Annotated in this window: 15 protein-coding genes and 4 pseudogenes; 13 read left to right on the top strand and 6 right to left on the bottom strand. The window is 70.0% G+C overall.

Annotation, left to right across the window (positions count from 1 at the left end; translation table 11 throughout):
• The 5 genes and pseudogenes from ORI94_RS16505 to ORI94_RS16485 form a co-directional block, all read left to right on the top strand.
• Window positions 1-324 (top strand): annotated as a pseudogene (locus ORI94_RS16505) (ABC transporter); the annotation flags it as partial.
• 47 nt (window positions 325-371) lie between these two features.
• Window positions 372-953, top strand: a complete 582-nt coding sequence (locus tag ORI94_RS16500) for a class I SAM-dependent methyltransferase (protein WP_266075986.1) — start codon at window positions 372-374, stop codon at window positions 951-953.
• A gap of 114 nt (window positions 954-1,067) precedes the next feature.
• Window positions 1,068-1,973, top strand: a pseudogene (locus tag ORI94_RS16495) (IS256 family transposase); the annotation flags it as partial.
• 111 nt (window positions 1,974-2,084) lie between these two features.
• On the top strand, window positions 2,085-3,356 hold the full coding sequence (locus ORI94_RS16490; protein WP_323056060.1) for a hypothetical protein: 1,272 nt from the start codon (window positions 2,085-2,087) through the stop codon (window positions 3,354-3,356).
• A 251-nt stretch (window positions 3,357-3,607) separates the two neighbouring features.
• Window positions 3,608-4,006: a helix-turn-helix domain-containing protein gene (locus ORI94_RS16485; RefSeq protein ID WP_323056059.1), complete on the top strand. Its 399-nt coding sequence runs from the start codon at window positions 3,608-3,610 to the stop codon at window positions 4,004-4,006.
• Window positions 4,007-4,423: 417 nt separating this feature from the next.
• Here the strand turns inward: ORI94_RS16485 and ORI94_RS16480 are convergent, their stop codons facing one another.
• Window positions 4,424-4,615 (bottom strand): hypothetical protein, encoded by a 192-nt coding sequence (locus ORI94_RS16480; RefSeq protein ID WP_266075984.1) that lies wholly within the window; start codon window positions 4,613-4,615, stop codon window positions 4,424-4,426.
• Between the two features lie 21 nt (window positions 4,616-4,636).
• Window positions 4,637-5,548: a helix-turn-helix domain-containing protein gene (locus tag ORI94_RS16475; RefSeq protein WP_266075982.1), complete on the bottom strand. Its 912-nt coding sequence runs from the start codon at window positions 5,546-5,548 to the stop codon at window positions 4,637-4,639.
• 140 nt (window positions 5,549-5,688) lie between these two features.
• On the opposite strand from ORI94_RS16475, the gene ORI94_RS16470 reads away from it, so the two are divergent.
• The 6 genes and pseudogenes from ORI94_RS16470 to ORI94_RS16445 all read left to right on the top strand — a co-directional run.
• Complete coding sequence (locus tag ORI94_RS16470) at window positions 5,689-6,192, top strand: SRPBCC family protein (RefSeq protein ID WP_266075980.1); 504 nt, start codon at window positions 5,689-5,691, stop codon at window positions 6,190-6,192.
• Window positions 6,193-6,292: 100 nt separating this feature from the next.
• Window positions 6,293-7,207, top strand: a complete 915-nt coding sequence (locus ORI94_RS16465; protein WP_266075978.1) for an MBL fold metallo-hydrolase — start codon at window positions 6,293-6,295, stop codon at window positions 7,205-7,207.
• 22 nt (window positions 7,208-7,229) lie between these two features.
• Window positions 7,230-8,723, top strand: a complete 1,494-nt coding sequence (locus ORI94_RS16460; protein ID WP_266075976.1) for a carboxylesterase/lipase family protein — start codon at window positions 7,230-7,232, stop codon at window positions 8,721-8,723.
• Between the two features lie 21 nt (window positions 8,724-8,744).
• Window positions 8,745-9,281 (top strand): annotated as a pseudogene (locus tag ORI94_RS16455) (DDE-type integrase/transposase/recombinase); the annotation flags it as partial.
• A gap of 272 nt (window positions 9,282-9,553) precedes the next feature.
• The gene (locus ORI94_RS16450; protein WP_266075974.1) at window positions 9,554-10,279 is read left to right on the top strand and encodes a dienelactone hydrolase family protein; all 726 of its coding nucleotides are present in this window, start codon (window positions 9,554-9,556) and stop codon (window positions 10,277-10,279) included.
• A 258-nt stretch (window positions 10,280-10,537) separates the two neighbouring features.
• Window positions 10,538-10,744 (top strand): annotated as a pseudogene (locus ORI94_RS16445) (IS6 family transposase); the annotation flags it as partial.
• A gap of 309 nt (window positions 10,745-11,053) precedes the next feature.
• On the opposite strand, the gene ORI94_RS16440 reads toward ORI94_RS16445, so the two are convergent.
• The 4 genes from ORI94_RS16440 to ORI94_RS16425 all read right to left on the bottom strand — a co-directional run bounded on the left by ORI94_RS16440 (window position 11,054) and on the right by ORI94_RS16425 (window position 13,814).
• Window positions 11,054-11,296, bottom strand: a complete 243-nt coding sequence (locus ORI94_RS16440; protein ID WP_266075972.1) for a DUF5302 domain-containing protein — start codon at window positions 11,294-11,296, stop codon at window positions 11,054-11,056.
• 158 nt (window positions 11,297-11,454) lie between these two features.
• Window positions 11,455-11,652: a hypothetical protein gene (locus ORI94_RS16435; RefSeq protein WP_266075970.1), complete on the bottom strand. Its 198-nt coding sequence runs from the start codon at window positions 11,650-11,652 to the stop codon at window positions 11,455-11,457.
• A 427-nt stretch (window positions 11,653-12,079) separates the two neighbouring features.
• Entirely contained in the window at window positions 12,080-13,228 is a 1,149-nt protein-coding gene (locus ORI94_RS16430; protein ID WP_266075968.1) for a serine hydrolase domain-containing protein, read from the bottom strand.
• Window positions 13,229-13,493: 265 nt separating this feature from the next.
• Window positions 13,494-13,814, bottom strand: a complete 321-nt coding sequence (locus ORI94_RS16425) for an SCO4225 family membrane protein (RefSeq protein WP_266075966.1) — start codon at window positions 13,812-13,814, stop codon at window positions 13,494-13,496.
• A 498-nt stretch (window positions 13,815-14,312) separates the two neighbouring features.
• On the opposite strand from ORI94_RS16425, the gene ORI94_RS16420 reads away from it, so the two are divergent.
• Complete coding sequence (locus ORI94_RS16420) at window positions 14,313-14,762, top strand: DUF5707 domain-containing protein (protein WP_266075964.1); 450 nt, start codon at window positions 14,313-14,315, stop codon at window positions 14,760-14,762.
• Window positions 14,763-15,758: 996 nt separating this feature from the next.
• Complete coding sequence (locus tag ORI94_RS16415) at window positions 15,759-18,986, top strand: AfsR/SARP family transcriptional regulator (protein WP_266075962.1); 3,228 nt, start codon at window positions 15,759-15,761, stop codon at window positions 18,984-18,986.
• The last annotated feature ends 108 nt before the right edge of the window (window positions 18,987-19,094 follow it).

The raw sequence follows: 19,094 nt of genomic DNA, 5'->3' as shown, positions 1-19,094 counted from the left end.
CAGTGGCAGCGCGTCGTGCGCACCCGGGCCTTCCACCGCGACGCGGCCCTGCTGGTGATGGACGAGCCCACGGCCGCCCCCGACGCCCGCGCTGAGCACCACGTTTTCACCGGGCTGCGGGAGCTGGCCAAGGACCGGGCCATCCTCCTGATCACGCACCGGCTCACCAGCGTGGCCGTGGCCGACCGGATCGTCGTCCTCCACCAGGGACGCCTGGTGCAAGAAGGAACCTACGCGCAGCTCACCCGGGAGCCGTGCCTGTTCCGGTCCCTGTGGGAACTTCAGCAGCGCACCGGCGGTGGCGAAGCGGGCGACACCGCGTGATTTCCAGTCCGCGCGGCCGTGCCGCCCGCCCGCAAAGGAGTTCCTTCATGACCACCACGTCCACCGCGGCCGCGACCTACTGGGAGCCGCTCTGGTCCCAGGGCCGCCGCTACCGGCAGCTCGACGACACCGAGAACCGGTTGCTGGGAGATCGCCTCGGCCCCGGTCGTGACCGCCCCGCCCTCGACATCGGCTGCGGCGACGGCTCGCTCGCCCGGCGCCTCGCCGAACTTGGCTACCGCGCCACCGGCATCGACTGCTCCCCCAGCGCCATCGCGCTCGCCGCCGCCCAGAACGCAGGGCCCGGCCACGAACCGGTCTGGCGGTGCATGGACATCACCACCGGCGACCTCCGTGCCCTGCCCGAGCCGGCGTACGCGGTCATCACCTGCCGCCTGGTCTACCGGTGGATCGACGACAGGGCCGCCTTCCTCGACCGCGTCCGCCGCCTCCTTGCCCCGGGCGGGACCTTCTGGGTGGTCACCGAGATCGCCGGGCGCCGCCCCGCTACCGACCCTTTGCAGGGCCTCGGCATCACTCCTGCCCAGGCGGAGATCCTCACCGCGGGCTGGTCCGCCGTCCGGACCGCCGACCTCGACGTCCTGCGCTGTTACGCCCTGCGCCCCTGATCCCCGCCCCGGCTACCGGATGGAGAACTTGGTGACCACCGAATCGGACACCGTCGAGACCTGGAACGTCTACGGCGCCCACCAACTGGCCAGAAGGCTGGAGCTGCCCGAGCGATGGCCCTGTCCTTGTCGGCGAAAGGGCTGACGCACGGGGAGATCTCCGCGCATCTCGCCGAGGTGTACGGCGCGGAGATCTCCAAGTCCACGATCTCCACGATCGCTGACAGCGTGACGGCCGGCATGACGCAATGGCAGAACCGTCCGCTGCACAGCGTCTACCCGGTCGTCTTCATCGACTGCGTGAACGTGAAGGTCAGGGACGGGCAGGTCGCCGACCGGCCCGTCCACATGGCGGTCACGGTCACCGCCGAGGGGCACCGGGACATCCTGGGCCTGTGGATCGGAGACGGCGGGGAGGGCGCGAAGTACTGGCTCCAGGTCCTGGCCGAGATCAAGAACCGCGGCGCGGCCGATGTCCTGATGCTGCTCTGCGACGGCCCGACCGGCCTCCCGAACGCCGTAAACACGCTCTGGCCTGCGACGATCGTCCAGACCTGTGTCGTTCACCTGCTGCGGAACAGCTTTTGTCGCGCGGCCCGGCAGGACTGGGAGAGGATCGCGAAGGCGCTCGGGCCCGTCTGCACCGCGCCGACCGAGGAGGCCGCGCCGGAGCGGTTCGTGGAGTTCACCGACGCCTGGGGCGGGAAGTATCCGGCGATCGTCCGGCTCTGGGAGGCGGCCTGGACGGAGTTCGTGCCCTTCCTCCGGTTCGACGTGGAGATCCGCAAGATCGTCTGCACCACCAACGCGATCGAGAGCATCAACGCGCGGATCCGCAAGGCCGTCCGGGCCCGGGGGCACTTCCCCACCGACCAAGCCGCCCTCAAACGCGTCCACCTCGCCGTCATGAGCCTGGACCCGACCGGCACCGGACGCAAACGCTGGACCATGCGCCGGAAGGCCGCACTCCAGGCCTTCGACATCACCTTCGACGGCCGGCTCACCGCCGGAGGCCGCTGAACGAAACCGACCGAGTTCCACCGTTCGCTACACGGACCCCCCGCCCGCGCAGTCGTCCCGCTGCGCAGTCCGCGCCGCAGGCTGCCGCAGGGCACAGGAAGCAGCCGCGCAGTGGAGGTGCAAGCCTTGGGAGTCGAGTGCGCGTCCGGCAGGTCCAGCGTGATCGGCCACTCCCTCAACGCTGCGCCAAACGGCCTCTCCTGCGGCTCTCTTCGGTTGCCCGATTGGGCAGCGCAACCTTGTGAGCGGGTTGTGGGTCTTCTGATCGATCACTTTCGTGATCGGACCCATGAGGAGACCATCATCAGCGCCATACGCAAGACCCTCACCGCTACCGCCGTCGTCGGTGCCGTACTCACGGGCTCCGCTGCCTGTGGAACGGCGGAGCAGCTTTCCGCCGGCCAGAAGCTCGACCATGCCTTCGAGCAGCTCGGCAAGAAGAAGACACTCTCCTTCCAGCTCGACCTGGACACCGATGTCACGTCCCTGAAGGCGCTGGACGCCAAGTCCGACCCCGCGCCCGGCGACGAGATCCCGGATGAGGCCGCCGAGTTGATGAGCGACGCGACGATCACGGTTACCATGCAGTCGAAGAAGCCGCTCTACGAGTCCGGCGAGAAGGATCTCGTCGGCATGGCCATGAAGATCAGCAATCCGGAGGGCGACCTCGCCGAGTACCGGGTGATCGGCGACTACATCTACGTCCGTGCCGACGTCGACACGATCGGCAAGATGATGGGCAGCCCTGTACCGGCCGTTGAAGACCTGCCTCCGAAGGCTCAGTCCTTCAAGAGCGTCCTTGAGGGCAAGTGGGTGAAGTTCAACGCCAAGAAGATGGAGGAGGCCGCCGCCGAGGACCAGGGCGGCCCCGCGCCCGCCCCGTCCCTCGACGCCAAGACGCAGAAGAAGCTCGTGGAAGCCCTCCGGACGGTCGTCGCCCGTGAGGTGAGTTTCAAGACGGCCGACGGCGAGAACGGCACCGAGCACATCACTGCCACGGCTTCCTTCCGCACGTTGATCACCGAACTGCTCGACGGTGTCCGCCCTCTGGCGAAGGACATGCCGATGGGCATGGAGCTGCCGACGGACAAGGACCTCAAGGACGCGCCCGACACCAAGGTGACGGCGGACTTCACACTGAAGAACGACGAGCTGGCCGAGGTGAATGTGGGCCTCGCCGCGCTGGCCGAGGACGCCAAGGTCAAAAAGCTCGGCCTGACTGTGCGGATGAGCGACGGCACCGAGCCCACCGCTCCGGCCGGTGCCACCGAGCTGGATCTGCAAGAACTCATGGGGGGCTTCTTCGCCGTCCCGGCGATGAACGACGCCGAGTGGGACGAAAGTGACTACGCCGACCCGGGCTTCCCAGAGGACGAGTTCTGATCGCACCGAGCGCTGACGGGGCCGGACGCCGCACTCGTACGGTGAGTGACCGCACAGGTGACTTCTGTCCGCCCGTGGCTCCCAGGCTGCGTGCCCTTGCGGCACGCGCATGCGCCCCACTCTGAGACCTGTGGGGCTCGTGAAGTCATCGCTGCAGGTGGAAGCTCGCGTGCAAGACCCCTCGGCGGCGGCTGGGATGCTGCACCAGTGATCACCTCGCTGCTGTACCGGGCCCCCGGGCGTTGCTGTCCTTGCCTGCGGTCCCGCTGCGCCGGGACACGGTCAGGGGCACCGAACTGCCGGTGCTGTGGCACGAGAACGCGGTGCTGCGACGGCAACTCGCCGGTCCGGTCCGCTGCAAGCCCGCGGACCGGTTCTGGCCGGCCGCGCCGTCGTCGCTGTCACCGCGTCGGCGCTGGAGCTATGTCTTCCCGGGCACGCCGGGGACGCTGTTGGCCTGGCATCGCAGGCTGATCGCCAAGAAGTGGGACTACGCCGACCGACGCCGCACCGGCCGCCCTCCCACGGCCGCCACGCTCAAGGAGCTGGTGCTGCGTCTGGCAAAGGAGAACCCGCGGTGGGGCCACCGGCGGATCCAGGGTGAGCCGGCCCGGCTGGGGCATCCGATCGCACCGTCCACGGTCTGGTAAATCCTGCACGCGGCCAACATCGGCCCCGCCGCGCCGGCCCGGGCCGGCGCGAATTGCCCACCAGCCAGGCCGAGGATCATCGCGGCGGACTTCCTCCACGTCGACACGATCACCGGCAGGCGGCTGTACGGCGGCCCGTGAAATATTGAGCCGAAGCTCAGTAGTGGTCACCGGCCAAGCTGGTTGAGCTGGTTGAGCTGGTGAATGAGCGCGGTCGAAGCAGCCCGGTTGTCACCAGCGAGGCAGGCGGCTTGTCACAAATACTCAATGGAACGGGAGCCTGGAGGAGGGCCGGGCCCTGCTGGCCCTGGACTTCGCCGGTGACGTCATTGACGTGGTCTCGCAGCCGCTGGAGCCGTCCTTCGATGCCGGTGGGAAGCGCCGCCATCACACTCCGGACTACCTCGCGGTGACCCGTCACGGCATCTGGCTGACCGACGTACGGTCCGAGACCCTGATCAAGTCGACAGTGCCGATGGCGTACAGGAAGTACGGGCTCCTGTCGTGGGCTCGGATGATGCCGACGGTCGGCGGGAAGCCGAGAGTGGGGGTGTGGACGCCGCCATCGGCGGGGGCGGGCAGAGGACGGGCGTCAGCTCGCCGAGACAACGCCCGGTGATGGTGTGGGTGTCAGTCCCTGTCGGCGCGGGACCGTGGCCGCGCCGCGTCAGAGGACAGATCGGCCCGCGCGGCGCCCTCGCCGGCGGTCTGGGCGAGCAGGGCGAGAGCGGCCCGCGACGGCGAGCCCGCCTCCGTAGTGGCGACCACGACAACGGGACCTCGCCCACTGCTCATGCTCTGCTGAATGACGGTCAGCGGCCCGACCAGAGGATGGCGCATCTCGTAGTCGGCGACGGTGCAGGCCTTGACCCGGTGGTCGGCCCACATCAAGGCGAACTCAGCACTTTTCGCGGACAGTTCTCCCAGGAGCGCATGCAGTGCCGCGTCCTCCGGGTGCTGGGCCGCCACCAGGCGCAGATTGCCGACCACGGCCCTGGCCTTGCTCGGCCAGTCCGCGTACAGGTCACGGACATGGCCGTCGAGGAACACCAGCCGGGCCATGTTGGGGCGCTGCGCCGGCAGGTCAGGGGCACCGAAGTCCAGATGCCCGGCGAACAGCGCATGGCCCAGCCGGTTCCACGCCAGCACGTCGCTGCGTCGGCCGAGCACGATCGAGGGAACGTCGCCGAGCACGTCCAGGAACTGACGTGTCGCCTCCGGCACCCGTTCCGGCGCCGGACGCCGGCTCCGGGTGCGCCGCCTGTCCACCCGGGCCAGGTCGTGCAGGTACCGCCGCTCGGACTCGTCCAGCCGCAGAGCCCCGGCGATCGCGTCCAGAACCCCGGGCGACGCGCTCAGCGACTGTCCCTGCTCCAGCCGCGTGTAGTAGGAGGTGCTCACCCCCGCCAGCAGTGCCAGCTCCTCGCGCCGGAGCCCCGGCACACGCCGGCGTTCCCCGTAGGTGGGTACCCCGATGTCCTCCGGGCGCAGTTGGGAGCGCCGCGTCTGCAGGAAGTCTCCGAGCTGCGTCTTTCCGTCCATGGCTCCGAGTATGGGCTGCCTCGCGGCACCGAGCCTGACCCAGCCGTGGATAGGCAAGAGCGGGTCTGGTTCCGCGCCCGCGTCCTCGGTGGAGTCGGAGGTACCGAATCCGGCACCCCGCGCTCACCCAGGAGGCCGCCTTGGCCACTACCACCGTCGGAAACGATCCCATCGAGGCCCCGGATGCGGCCGATTTCGCCTTCACCAGGCGCGCTTGGGTCGACGCCGCGCCCGCCCCCGTCCACGAACTGGTCAATGATGTCTCCGCGATCAGCCGCTGGAGCCCCGTCGCCGACGACGTCGCTTTCGATCCGGAGGCCGGCCCCTGGGCCGGCGCGTGGTTCAGCGGCCGCACCCGCAGAGACGACAGGGTGTGGACCAGCCGCTCCCAGATCGTGCGAGCCGCCCCCGGGACGACTTTCGGCTTCCTCGTCGGCGGCGCGGAAAACGGCATCGCGCACTGGAAGTGGACCTTCACTCCCCCGGGCCGCGGAACCGTCGTCCAGCAGTCCTGGCGACTGCTCCGCCTCGACCTGGTGCTGGGCGCCACCCACGCCGACCTGGACGCGTTCCGTCGCCACCTGGCCGAAAGCGTCGGGACCGCCCTCACCTCCCGCGCCCAGTGGCTCGACGAAGAACGCTGAGGACGACAAAGGCTTCGGCCGCGTCGGCCAGGGCGAGACACCGTACGCCACCGGGTCGCTCGTACGGTTGCGTAAATCCTCCGAATTCTAAGGACATCCCATGGAACAGATCACCCTCGGCATTGTTTCCATCACCCGGGTGCGGGAATATTTCGGACCCGTCGAAATGACGCCCGAAACTTTCTTCCCGGAAAGCTCGAAGGAAATCTGGGAAGCCGGTGACGGATGGCTGACCCCACATTTCCTGGATTCCGAGACCAACATCGTAAATTCCGCGATCCAGACCTGGCTGCTGCGCAGCGAGGGCAAGACGATCCTCGTCGACACCGGCGTGGGCAACCACAAGGAGCGTCCCTACGCCCCGGTCTGGAGCCACCTCGAAACGGACTTCATGGCCAACCTCGCCCGGGCCGGCGTCCAGCCCGAGGACGTGGACATCGTGATCAACACGCATCTCCACATCGACCACGTCGGCTGGAACACCTACCTGGACGGCCGGCAGTGGGTTCCCACCTTCCCCAACGCCACCTACCTGATGCCCAAGGACGACTTCGACTTCTGGAACCCCGAGAACGGCCACCAGCCGCTCCTCAGCCGCGGCAACCAGAACGTCTTCGAGGACAGCGTGGCCCCCGTCCACCAGGCCGGCCTGACCCAACTGTGGGAGAACAGCCACCAGATCGACGCGAACCTGCGCCTGGACACGGCTCCCGGGCACACCCCCGGCTCCTCCGTGCTGACCCTCACCTCCGGCACGGACCGCGCGGTGTTCGTCGGCGACATGTTGCACAGCCCGGTGCAGATCCTGGAGCCGGCCGCCAACAGCTGCTTCTGCGAGAACCCCGCCGAAGCCCGTGCCACCCGCCGCAAGGTGCTGGGCTGGGCCGCCGACAACAGCGCCCTCGTGATCCCGGCCCATCTGGGCGGCCACGGCGCCACCGAAGTCGTACGGGACGGAAGCACCTTCGCCATCAAAGGCTGGGCGCCCTTCACCCCGTACACCGAGCAGCGCTGAAGCCCGCGGAAAGGCACGAGAAATGAACCACCACCCCGGACCCGTCGTGACCACCGCGCAGGGAGCCGTCCGCGGCCTGAGCCAGGAGGACGGCACCGTCGCCTTCCTGAACATCCCCTACGCCGCCCCGCCCCGCGGAGCCGACCGGTTCGCCCCGCCCCAGCCGCACGAGCCCTGGGACGGCGTACGGGACGCCGCAGTCCCCGGACCCAACGCACCGCAGTCCGAGCGCAAGCTCGGCAGCATCGACATGACCCCCTACTTCGGCACCGGCTGGAGCCGTGGCGAGGACTATCTCACCGTCAACATCCGGACGCCCGCCGTCACGCAGAGCGATCTGCCGGTCATGGTGTTCGTGCACGGCGGCGGATTCGTCGCCGGTTCGACGCGCTCCGCAATGTACGACGGGTCCGCCTTCGCCCGTGACGGCGTCGTCCTCGTCACGCTCAACTACCGGCTCGGCATCGCCGGTTTCCTCGATCTGCCCGGGGCCCCCGCCAACCGCGGCCTGCTCGATGTCGTCGGCGCGCTGCGCTGGGTCCGGGAGAACATCACCGGCTTCGGCGGTGCCCCGGACAACGTCACGCTCTTCGGCCAGTCAGCCGGTGCCACCATCGTCGGAGGCGTCCTCGCCACCCCTGAGGCCGCCGGCCTGTTCCGCAGGGCGATCGTGCAGAGCGGCAGCGGCCTGGGCGCGTTCACCACCGAGCAGGCTGCCCGCGTCACCTCCGCGGCCGCCGAGGTCCTGGGCGCCAAGCCGCACGTGAACGCCTTCGCGGACATCTCCGACGAACGTCTGGTGGAGGCCGCCTCCAAGCTCACGGGCATCGACCTGCAGACCGCCACCCACCACGACCCGCTGATCGGCCTCAGCCCCTTCAGCCTGGTCCTGGACACCCAGCCCGCCGAAGCCGTCGCCGCCGGATACAGCTCCGACGTCGACCTGCTCATCGGCACCAACACCGAAGAGAGCCTCCTCTACCTGGTCCCCGTGGACAAGTACGCCACCTCGACCGCCAAGGACGTGGACGAGACGGCGGCGCGCTCGCACCCGAACCCGGCGCAGCTCATCGAGACGTACCGCAGGACACGTCCCGGGGCGTCCTACGGCGCGCTGCGCTCCGCCATCATGAGCGACGCGCTGTTCGGCGCGGGCACCCGCGCCCTGACTGCCGCCCACGCCGCCCACCCCGGATCCGCGACCTTTGCCTACGAGTTCGCCTGGCGCTCGCACGCCCTGAACGGAGAACTCGGCGCCACGCACGCGGTCGAGCTGCCCTTTGTCTTCGATCTCACGCACCTACCGCAGTTGCTCGGCCCCGCCGCCCTGCTCGGCCCCGACAAGCCCCCGGCGGATCTCGCGGACCGCATACACAAGACCTGGGTCCGGTTCGCCACCACCGGCAACCCTGGCTGGGACCCGTACGACACCGAACGCAGGACCACGATGCGCATCGACACCGAGTGGACCCAGATCGACGACCCCCGCAGCCGGGAACGACAGGCCTGGAGCTGACGCCCGTACCGGAGCGAACCGGTGCACGTCGACATCAAGAAACCCGGCAGCATCCCCGACGGCGGCGGCCACAAGGTCCCGGGCCGGCAAGCAGGCCGCAAGAACCGCAAGAACACCGGTTACAGCTACCTGCACACCGCCGTCGACGACCATTCCCGCCTCGCCTACAGCGAGATCCACACGGACGAGAAGAAGGAGACCGCCACCGGCTTCTGGACCCGGGCCCACGCCTTCTTCACCGAGTGCGGGATCACGGTCGAGCGCGTGCTGACCGACAACGGTTCCTGCTACCGCTCCCGCGACTGGCGCGACGTGCTCACCGCGGCCGGGATCGTCCACAAGCGCACCCGGCCCCACCGCCCGCAGACCAACGGCAAGGTCGAACGCTTCAACCGCACCCTGCTGGACGAGTGGGCCTACGCCCGCCCCTACCGGTCGGAAGCCGAGCGCCGCGAAGCGTTCCCGCAGTGGCTGCACACCTGCAATCACCACCGCGGACACACCGCGCTGAAGGGCCAACCACCCGCCAGCCGCGTCCCCAACCTCACAGGGCAATACACCCAGCCCCGCCACCAGGGACGACGTCGGCAAGGCCACCACACGAGTCGAATCCCTCACCGAGCACAGCCGATCGAAGGGTTGAAGATCAAGCTCAGGCAAGGATTCCTCCATGACCTGACGACGGCCAACGGCCTGGGTCGCATCGGTGTCGATGTGTCCCGCCGGAACCAGAGCCTTCCACGGTGTCCGCCCACGGGCCCACAGCCCCACTGTTCTGCCGACGGCGAAGCCCGGCCGACCGGGCTCGACAATCACTACAGTCCAGTCTCATGACGACGGTCACCACACGCACGGTCGAATACACGGCTGACGGCCTGACGATGATCGGACACCTCGCGCTCCCCGCCGGTACCGGCCGCCGGCCCGCAGTCCTGATCGGGCCCGAGGGGCCGGGTCTGAACGACTTCCAGCGTCGCCGGGCCGACGCCCTCGCCGAACTGGGGTACGTGGCGCTGGCCTTCGACCTCCACGGCGGACGCTGGTTCACCGACCCACAGGAGATGCTGGCGCGCGTGACACCGCTGCTCGCCGACCCCGACCGGATGCGGGACATCGGCCATGCGGCACTTGATGTGCTGCGTGCCGAACCGCGGACCGACCCCGACCGGATCGCCGCTATCGGCTACGGCACCGGGGGCGCAATCGTGTTGGAGCTCGGGCGCGACGGCGTCAACCTGCGGGCGATCGGGACGGTCAACGCACTGACCACGGGCCGACCGGGCGAGGCGGCGCGCATTCGCTGCCCGGTGTGGGCCGGGGTCGGGTCGGAAGACCCGATCATGCCGCCCGCGCAACGGGACGCGTTCACCGCCGAGATGCAGACCGCGGGCGTCGATTGGCGCCTCATGGTCTACGGCGGAGCCCTGCACGCCTTCCACCACCCGCCGGTCGACCAGACCGTGCTCCCCGGCGTCGGCTACCACCCGCAGCACGCGCAGCGGGCCTGGCGCGACATCGTCGACCTGCTCGCCGAATGCCTGTCCGTAACAAAGTGAGCCAGAGCACCAGGAGTGCCATCGTCATGACACGACAGCGGAGGAAAAGTCACGGAGCCTGAGAACCCACAACATGTAGAGTCTCGCGGCTCATGGCACAAGGCATCGCGCTGACCAGTGAGTTCCTGACGTGTCCCAGAACGTGTCCCTGCCCCGGTGCCTCAAGCCCTCTGGCATTTCCTTGGCGTGACGTCAGGCCCGTGCAGAAGGGTGGGGCCGTGCCGGCCTACGTTTACCGCGTCACCAAGTACGACCCTGCCGACCCGGCAGCGCGAATACGCCATGAAAGGCTTCAGCTCTGTCGGCGGAGTCCAGCAGTTCCTGTCCGCGTTCAGCGGCATCTCACCCCGTTTCCGACCGCGCCGTCATCTGACGACCGCCGCCCACTACCGCGCCGAGATGACCACGTGCTTCGCGATCTGGGACCAGGCCACCGGCATCTCCATTCTGCCTGCCGCGGTCTGAGCACGGAGCCGGAACCCGGCCCCACCACACCCGACACACCGTCAGGCATTCACACACTCAACAACGTGACAGCGCCCTCCGCCCCGATGGACGACACCCAACGGGGCGGAGTGTCCTCGACCGTCGGCCCTTTCGGTCCTGTGTGACCGGGACGCTGGGTCTATAAGCCGACCTGTCTGGTCTTCCTGACCTTCACCAGAGGAACCGAAGGAAACGGTCACCTCTGTCGCCCGGCGGGACCCGGCTCACCATCATCGGCAAGACGGCCGGGCGGTGTCTCGCCGGGTCCCTGTCGGTGGCGGCTTGAACTCAGCCGCCGCTCTTTCGTCGGAACGACCGCTGGCTCGCAGCCGGGCCGTGCGCGCCGCGGACCTTCGACGCGTCGGTGTTCGCAGCGAGGGCTGCGGCCTGCGCCTGCTTGTCTCGCTTGCGCGCCAAGGCCTCCCGGAACTTGCCCTTCAGGTCGTACTGGCCGTCATCGTCAGGCACCAGGGCGCGGCTCTCGATGTCAGCCGTCTCCGAGTTTTCTTGTGATGGAGACTCTGCAGTCATGGTGACCTCCTGAGGTCGGGCAGTGGAAGCACAGCTTGTCATGCCGGGCACCGCGCGGGCCGCCCGCATCCGGCGGCGCCGGCAACGGCCTCCCCGCACACGAACGCCCGCACCATGCGGTCGGGCTCGCCGCGTGACGCACGAGCGCCTGTCCGCCCTCACGCGGGAGGTCCGTCCGCGTGTTGCGTGGTCACCAGTCCGACGTTCTGCCAGTCTGCCACCCGTGCCTCCATCGCGGCACGAACCGCCGCCACGTCGGATGACCACTCGTGAGCCAGCCGCTCGGCGGCGGCCTTGAGGTCCCCGTCGTACTCGCGCAGGACCATCCATATCGCGGTGGCCGCGGGGGTGTACACGCGCCGCTCCCTGCTCCGGGGGGACAGCAGCGTCATTTCCCCCTCTCGTGACAGGGCCACCCGCACTCCGCTTTCCACGATGACGCGCATGCCGTCTCAGCCTCCGTTCCAGGGTGTTCGCTACTCCGTGAACGGGATCCGGCACTGCGTGGTTCATCCCGCCGGGCGACGAGGCACCCCGGTCGAGCGCCTCGGCCAGGGCTTGGCGCCGGGCCGACGCGCCGTGTGCGCCCGCAGGCGCTGCCGAAGCCCGATGCGGGGAGGGGAAGGAAGCGCCGGTGGTGCTCCGGGACAGACCCGCGGCATCCTCCCGGTCCGGCCCAGGGCCCCTCGGGGCGAGGGACGGTCCGTCCCCGGAGGCTGAGGTCTGCGCGGGTCCTCACTGCCCGTCGTCCCGCGAGACGGACGGGGCCTTCGGGGAGGGGTTTCAATTCGCGGCGTCGAGAGCTTCGTAGACGTGCCTGATGTAGCTGTGCGTGCGCTCCGAGCCGAGGATCCCGTCGCCCAGCCGGTTCATCGTGTACGCGAACGTGATGCGCCGGTCGAGGTCCATCATGACGATCGAGCCGCCCCGGCCGACCCAGAAGCAGATCGTTCCGGTGGGCATGTGCGGCATCGTCCTCGGGTCGGCGAGTGCGTAGCCGATGCCCCAGCGCACGGGAACGCCCAGGAACAGGTCGACTCCGTCGGCCTGCACGTCGAAGATCTTGTCGACCGTGTCCAAGGAGAGCAGCCGGAGACCGTTCACCTCTCCGCGTCGTGAGATCACGGAGAGGGCACGGACCATGCCTCGTGCGTTGCCGTGTCCGTTGACGGCTCCGAGTTCGGCGCGACGCCATTGCGGGGTGTCGACGTGCTCGTCCCGGGCGGGGCTCCCGAGCAGCGTCTTGGTGAAGACCGCCTCGGGCTCGAGACCGGCCGGTACTGCGGAGATCTGCGACGGCGGCACCAACGGTGCGATACGCGGCCAGTCGGCTTCCCGCGCGCCGATCTGGATGTCGGCTTCCAACGGCTTGGCGATCTCGGTGTCGACGAACTCGGTCAGGGTTCGGCCGCTGACCCGCCGGACAAGCTCGCCCACAAGCTGTCCCTGGGTCTGCATGTGGTAGCCCGAGGCGCTCCCCGGCTCCCACCAGGGCGCCTGTCCGGCCAGTCGGGCGCTCGCTGTCGGCCAGTCGTACAGGTCGTCCATGGTGAAGGGTTGCTGCCAGCCGGAGAGCCCCGAGGTGTGTGCCAGGAGGTGCCGCACCTCGATGTCCTGCTTGCCCCGGGCGGCGAATTCGGGCCAGTACTGCGCGACCGGGCGGTGGAGATCCAGCGCTCCCCGGTCGACGAGGACGAGGGCCGCCAGACTGCTGAGGGTCTTGGTGGTCGACCACAAGTTGACCAACGTGTCCTGGTGCCACGGAACGGTACGTGCCTCGTCGGCGTGCCCACCCCATATGTCGACTTCCATGACGCCGTCGACATCGACGGCGATCGACGCCCCCAACTCCTGATCGCATTCGAGGTGCGCTGCCAGTGCTGCACGGACCGGTTCGAACCGGGCGGTACTCGTTCCTTCGACGGTGACCATGTCTTTCCTCACTGTGGATGGCATTCACTCGATCACTCAACGAGACGACCGCCGCCTCGGTTCACGTGCGTGGCAGCTCAGAGGGCTGCTCCAGGGAGGATCCTCCCTGCGCCGGGTCGCCCACAGTGATCATTTGCGCGGCCCGGACCGCCTGTGTCACGCTCCGACCGGAAGGGACGCGTGCGGGACGCCTTCTCCCCGGGCCGCCCGGCACGGGCCGCTCGCGGAGGTCGCCGAGTGACCGGTCGTCCGGTCTGGCCGGGGCTCAGGACGCCGGGTCCGGACGGCCGCCGCGACGCAGTGCGCGGGCGCACCAGCCGATGATCGCGGCGTTGACCAGTGCCGCGAGGACGACGACGACGGCGACCATCGAGAAGCCACCCGGCAGTACGAGCAGCACGAGGCTGGTCGGGGCGGTGGCGAGCAGCGGGAAGATGATCGCCATGGACTCCCCCGAGTCGTCACCGGCGCTCACCACGATCGCCCACACGAACAGGGCGGCACAGAGCGCGAGGTAGATGAGGGCGAAGACGTTGCCGAAGGTACGGCGCAGACGGCGGGAAAGGGCTCGGCTGGAATCGGTCACGGCGGGGTGGGCTCCTGGGTCGGGGTGGTGGTCGTGACGCAAGGGAAGAAGGAGGAGGTCGGGTGGTCCCGGGCGGGAGAGGCCTCCAGGTCGTACGCGAGGTTCGTCTCCCGTTCCCGAGCACATGGTTCGCGCTCGCGTGGATCGGCAGGACCGGGGGCGGCCGGTCGTCGGTTCGTTTCATGCCGAGCCAAGGCCATGGCCGCAGGTGAGCGGCCTGCTCCGGCCGGGGGCGGATTCCGTTCCCTCAGCCGGGTTGCGCAGGCGGCGGTGCCCGGCCGGTGGACGCCCCGAGGCGTTCTCCACCTCTGGTTGGACGTGGCAATCATCCGGTCGCCCGAGGACCGCGCCGTGCCCCGGTCATAGTCTCGAACACATCGGGAAGCGACCGGTCAACGATTCCACCTGCGGTTCCTCCACTCCGGTCCGTGCTTCGCCCTCCCGCTCCAGTCCCCAGGCGTACCACGCCTGCTTCCACAAGAATCCGGGGTACCTCCCATGGCCAAGCGCGTTCTCGTTTCGTCGCTCACCGGTGTCGCCGTCCTCGGCGGAGTGGCCGCCGGTGGTCTCGCCATGGCCTCGACCGCCACGGAGCCGACCCTGGAGAACGGCTCGGCCCGCTACGTCGCGCCGTCCGATGGCAGCACCGGTTCCCTCATCCTCACCGCGGACGTACGGGACGACTCGGGCGTCCGGGGCCTCAAGGTCGTCACGTGGCCCGCGAGTTCGAAGCTCGAGCCGACCGAGGCGGAGCTGCGGCACACGGACGACGCCACGTGCCGCAGCACCTCGAACGACACCTCCCGCTGCACCCACACGCTGAAGGTCACGAAGAGGGAGGCGGGCGAGCCGGCCCAGGGCACCTGGTACGTCTCGGCACTGGCGGTGGCCAAGGACGGGGACACGGTGTTCGTTCCCCGCGCCGCCACCTTCGACGTCAGGGACTGACCCGCCGCTGCCGGTCGGGCACCTGCAAGGTGCCCGAGCGGTAGCGCAGCGACGACGAAACCCCAGGAGCCCTCCAGGCGTAACCGACCGAGCAGCGCTCCACGAGTCCCGGATCGAGGGTCCCATGATGCAGCCGACCACCCAGGCCCGTTCAGGGAGGGCAGGGTGCGAGCCCGGTCACGACGGCGTACGCCCCGGCTGGGCGCACGAAGAAGCCGCTTGGATCGGATGCGCCGGGCCGGTACGGGCGCGCGGCGAGAACACCGCCCGGACGCCCGGTTGCCGGATCGGCTTCGACGCCGATGTGCGAGGCGACCGCCTTCCCGTCTGCGAGCACTCGGTCCAGGACATGCCGAAGACGGGAGTGCGGGTCAGCATGGCCGCGACCTCAGCGGTCGCCCAGGGCGGGCTCGCCCCTGGCCACCCGAGGCATGCCCTGCTCACCGACCTCGAGGGGGCCCGCACCGGGCGGAGCGGGCAGCAGCGGGGAAGTGGGGCGCAGATGATCCGCCCCGGCTGCCGCGGGAACGCCACGAGCGCTCCTGGGTCCGAGCCGCCGAACCGGACGGGGAGACCGCCTCGTACCCGGCCGCCGGCAAGCGCACTCCTCCCGGGACGAGCGGGGCCCGGTGGGGCTGTAGGCGCTGCGGCCGGCCGAGGAGGTGTCCCTGCCGCGGCGGCGGATCGTGCCGCCCGTGGAACCCTTACGCTGGGTGACGCCCTGCTAATGTTCCCCCTGGTGTGCGGGAAGCGGACGACGAGGTCCTCACCGCTCCGATCCACCTGCGCCGCTCCCCGTCCTGGGCCAACACGTCATCGTGACAGGGGCCGCGCGGATGTCCGGGCGGGGCGGCGCCCGGTGTTCGTCGTCACCCCCGGGGCGCGACCGTCCGCGCCCCGGCAGGCCGGCGGCCTACGGCCGGAGCAGGTCGCTCACATGCGATGGGCTGTGTGTGCGGGTGGTGACACCGTTGAGTGGGGTGCCGGGTGGAAACGGTGACGACTGTGGGGCATGAGTTCGACTTCGAGTTGTTGGGCCCGCTGGTGGTGCGGCGGGCGGGCGCGGTGCTGGATCCGGGGCCGCGCAAGCAGCGTTTGCTGTTGATCCGGCTGCTGCTCGCCGACGGTCGGGCGGTCGCTGCCGAGACGCTGTGCGAGGAGCTGTGGTCCGAGCAGTCGGGACGGACACCGGGCGGGGCTGTGGCCTCCCTGCACGCCCACGTCAGCAAGGTCCGCGCGGTCCTGGAACCCCAGCACCTGCGCGCGCGGGGCACGTTCGAGGTACTGGTCACCGAGCCCGCCGGCTACTCCCTGCGTGTCCCGTCCGAGAGCCGGGACACCGTGCGCTTCGAGCGGGCCGTCGCCCAGGCGCACCGACTGCTTGACCAGGGGCTGCCCGGACACGTTCTGCAGGAGGCCGAGCGGGCCCTGGGCATGTGGCGCGGTGACGCGCTCGCCGACGCCGCACGCCACCTGTTCTCCGCCCACGAAGCCGCGCGCCTGGAGGAACTGCGGCAGACCACACGGGAGATCCGCATCACCGCCCTGCTCCTGAGCGGACGGGTTGCGGAAGCCGTGGCGTCGGCGCAGGAACTGACGGTGGAGCACCCGCTGCGGGAGACCGGTTGGGCCCTGCTGCTGCGCGCCCTGTATCTGGCCGGTCGGCACCCCGAGGCACTGCAGCGCTACGCGGACCTGCGCCGGCACCTCGCCGACGAACTCGGCCTCGAACCCGGCCCCCCACTGCGTGCCCTGCACGAAGGCATCCTCCGCCACGACCTGCCGCCACTGTCCCTGCCGGGCACACCCGCGGCTGCGGGCTCGGCGGCCGGCACCGCGGACAGCCGTGATCCGGGCCGACCGGCAGGGTCCGAGTCAAAAGACCGATCCGAGGTCCTGGAGGATCGAGACGAAACCGCGCCCGACGGCGTGCGTCCCGTCACCGCGGCCCCCGGCGCCGCGTCCTGCGAGCCGGCCACCGGCGCGACGCCGGCCGGCACGACCGCCGGGGTGTTCACCGGCTCGGCGGACCCGTCAGGTGTGAGCGACGACCCTGCTGTGGGTGGTGGCAAAAGCGGGTGGCCACGGATAGCGCGCCCAGCACAACTGCCGCGCGATCTGCCGGTGTTCGCAGGGCGGGCGGCCGAAGGTGCGTGGCTGTCCGCCGCGAGCGGTGCGCCGGGCCGGCCGGGGCCGGCCGGGGCTCCCGTCGTCGTCATCGGCGGCGCTCCCGGTGTCGGCAAGACCACCTTCGCCATCCACCACGCCCACCGCATCGCGACCTCCTTCCCCGACGGACAGCTCTTCGTCAACCTGTGCGGATACCACCCGCACGCGCCCGCCGTGGAACCCGGCGACGCCCTGCACGGCTTCCTCACCTCTCTCGGCGTCCCCGCCCAGCACATCCCCGAGGACACCACCGCCCGCAGCACCCTGTTCCGCAGCCTCCTGGCCGACCGACGCGTGCTCCTCGTCCTGGACAACGCCCGCGACGAACCACAGGTCCGTCCCCTGCTGCCCGCGGGCAGCGGCTGCCTCACTCTGGTCACCAGCCGAAACCAGCTGCCGGGCCTGATCGCGGCGGACGGGGCCAGGCCGCTCGCACTCCCGCTGCCCTCACAGGCCGAAGCTCACGAGACGTTGGCGCGGCGGCTGGGACGGGAGCGTCTGACGGCCGAGCCCGCCGCCGCGGCCGACATCATCCGACTGTGCGACCGGCTGCCCCTGGCACTGGCAGTGGTCGCCGCCCGCGCCGAACTCGAACCCGCCTTCCCCCTCCACGCCATCGCCGACGACCTGCGGCATGCCCACGGCGGCCTGGACGCGTTCACCGGCTTCGACACCACCACCGATGTCCGGACCGTGTTCTCCTGGTCCTACAACTCCCTGGACGAGCCCGCCGCCCGCCTCTTCCGGCTCCTCGCCCTCCACCCCGGACCCGACATCACCGCCCCGGCCGCCGCCGGACTCGCCGGACTCCCCCTCCCCCAAACCCGCCGTTTGCTCGCCGGACTGACCCGCTCATGCCTCGTCGAGCAGCCTCTGCCCGGCCGGTTCACCCTTCACGACCTGCTGCGCCTCTACGCCACCGAACTCACCCACACCCACGACGACACCGACGAACGCCACCGCGCCACCCTGCGGGTCCTGGACCACTACATGTTCACGGCCTACGAAGCCAACCGGCTGCTCAAACAGGACTCAGAGCCCGAACTCGACTTCGGCTCCCCGAGTGCGGGCGTCACCCCGGAAGACCTCGCCACCGTGGAACAGGCGGACCGGTGGCTCACCGCCGAGCACCGGGTGCTGAGCGGCCTGCTGCACACCGCCGTCAGCCAAAAACTGGACCGCCGGATCACCGGACTGGCCTGGGCCTTGAAGGAGCACCTGAACCGCCGGGAGTACTGGCCGGAGGCGATCACCGCACTGACCCCCGCCCTGGAAGTGGCCCGACGCCGGGGCGACCGCCTGGAGGAAGGCCGCTGCCTGCGCCACATCGGCAGCGTCTACGGCTACCTCGGCCACCAGGAACAGGCTCTGGACCACCTGGAACGCGCCGCCACGCTCTTCGAGGAACTCGACGCAGTGGGCGAACAGGCCCGCGCCCACTACGGCACGGCGTGTGCGCTGTATCTGTTCGGCCGGATCCAGGAGGCCATGGCATCCTCCGAGCGAGGACTCGCACTGTCCCGGGCGACAGGAGACGAGCTGTGGACGGCCGAGTGCCTCGTCGAGCTCGCCTGGTTCCATTCCAACCTGGGACAGCTGGAGAAGAGCCTCGTGTACAGCGAGGAGGCCCTCGCCCTGTTCCAGCGCCTGGACGCCCCATGGCAGCAGGCTCAGGGCCGGGACGTCCTGGGCTACAACCTCCGTATGCTCGGCCGGTACGAGGAATCGGTGGCCACCTACCAGCGGGTGATGCATGCGTTCGAGGAACTGGGGGACCACAGGAACGCCGCCGGCGCGCTGATGCGGCTGGGCGACACCCGTCTGGCCATGGGCGACCGGGAGGCCGCCCGAGCCGACTGGGTCCGCGCGCTCGCCGACGCCGAACAACGGGCGCTGTCCCGCAGTGCCCAGGATGCCCGGGACCGGCTTGCTGCCCTGGACGCCGAAGCGGACCCCGCCCCCATCGTGCCGGAGCGGGCCATCGGCAACCATCGGCTCCCCACTCCGACGAGCGGTGATCCCGCGTGCAAGCTCCTTACCCCGGGGCGGGGTTAGCGCGTCCTCGGGCCGCGCCGAGTCACCGGCCGGGCGTTCCCGCCGGTGACCGTCTCCGCCTTTCCCCGTCCTCGATGCGCATGCCGGGCCCGTCGCATCCGTCACCGG

The sequence above is a fragment of the Streptomyces sp. NEAU-W12 genome (assembly GCF_026242095.1).
Classification (GTDB): Bacteria; Actinomycetota; Actinomycetes; order Streptomycetales; family Streptomycetaceae; genus Streptomyces.
The sequence above is the reverse complement of the archived record's forward strand: the minus strand, read 5'-3'. Positions and strand labels throughout refer to the sequence as shown.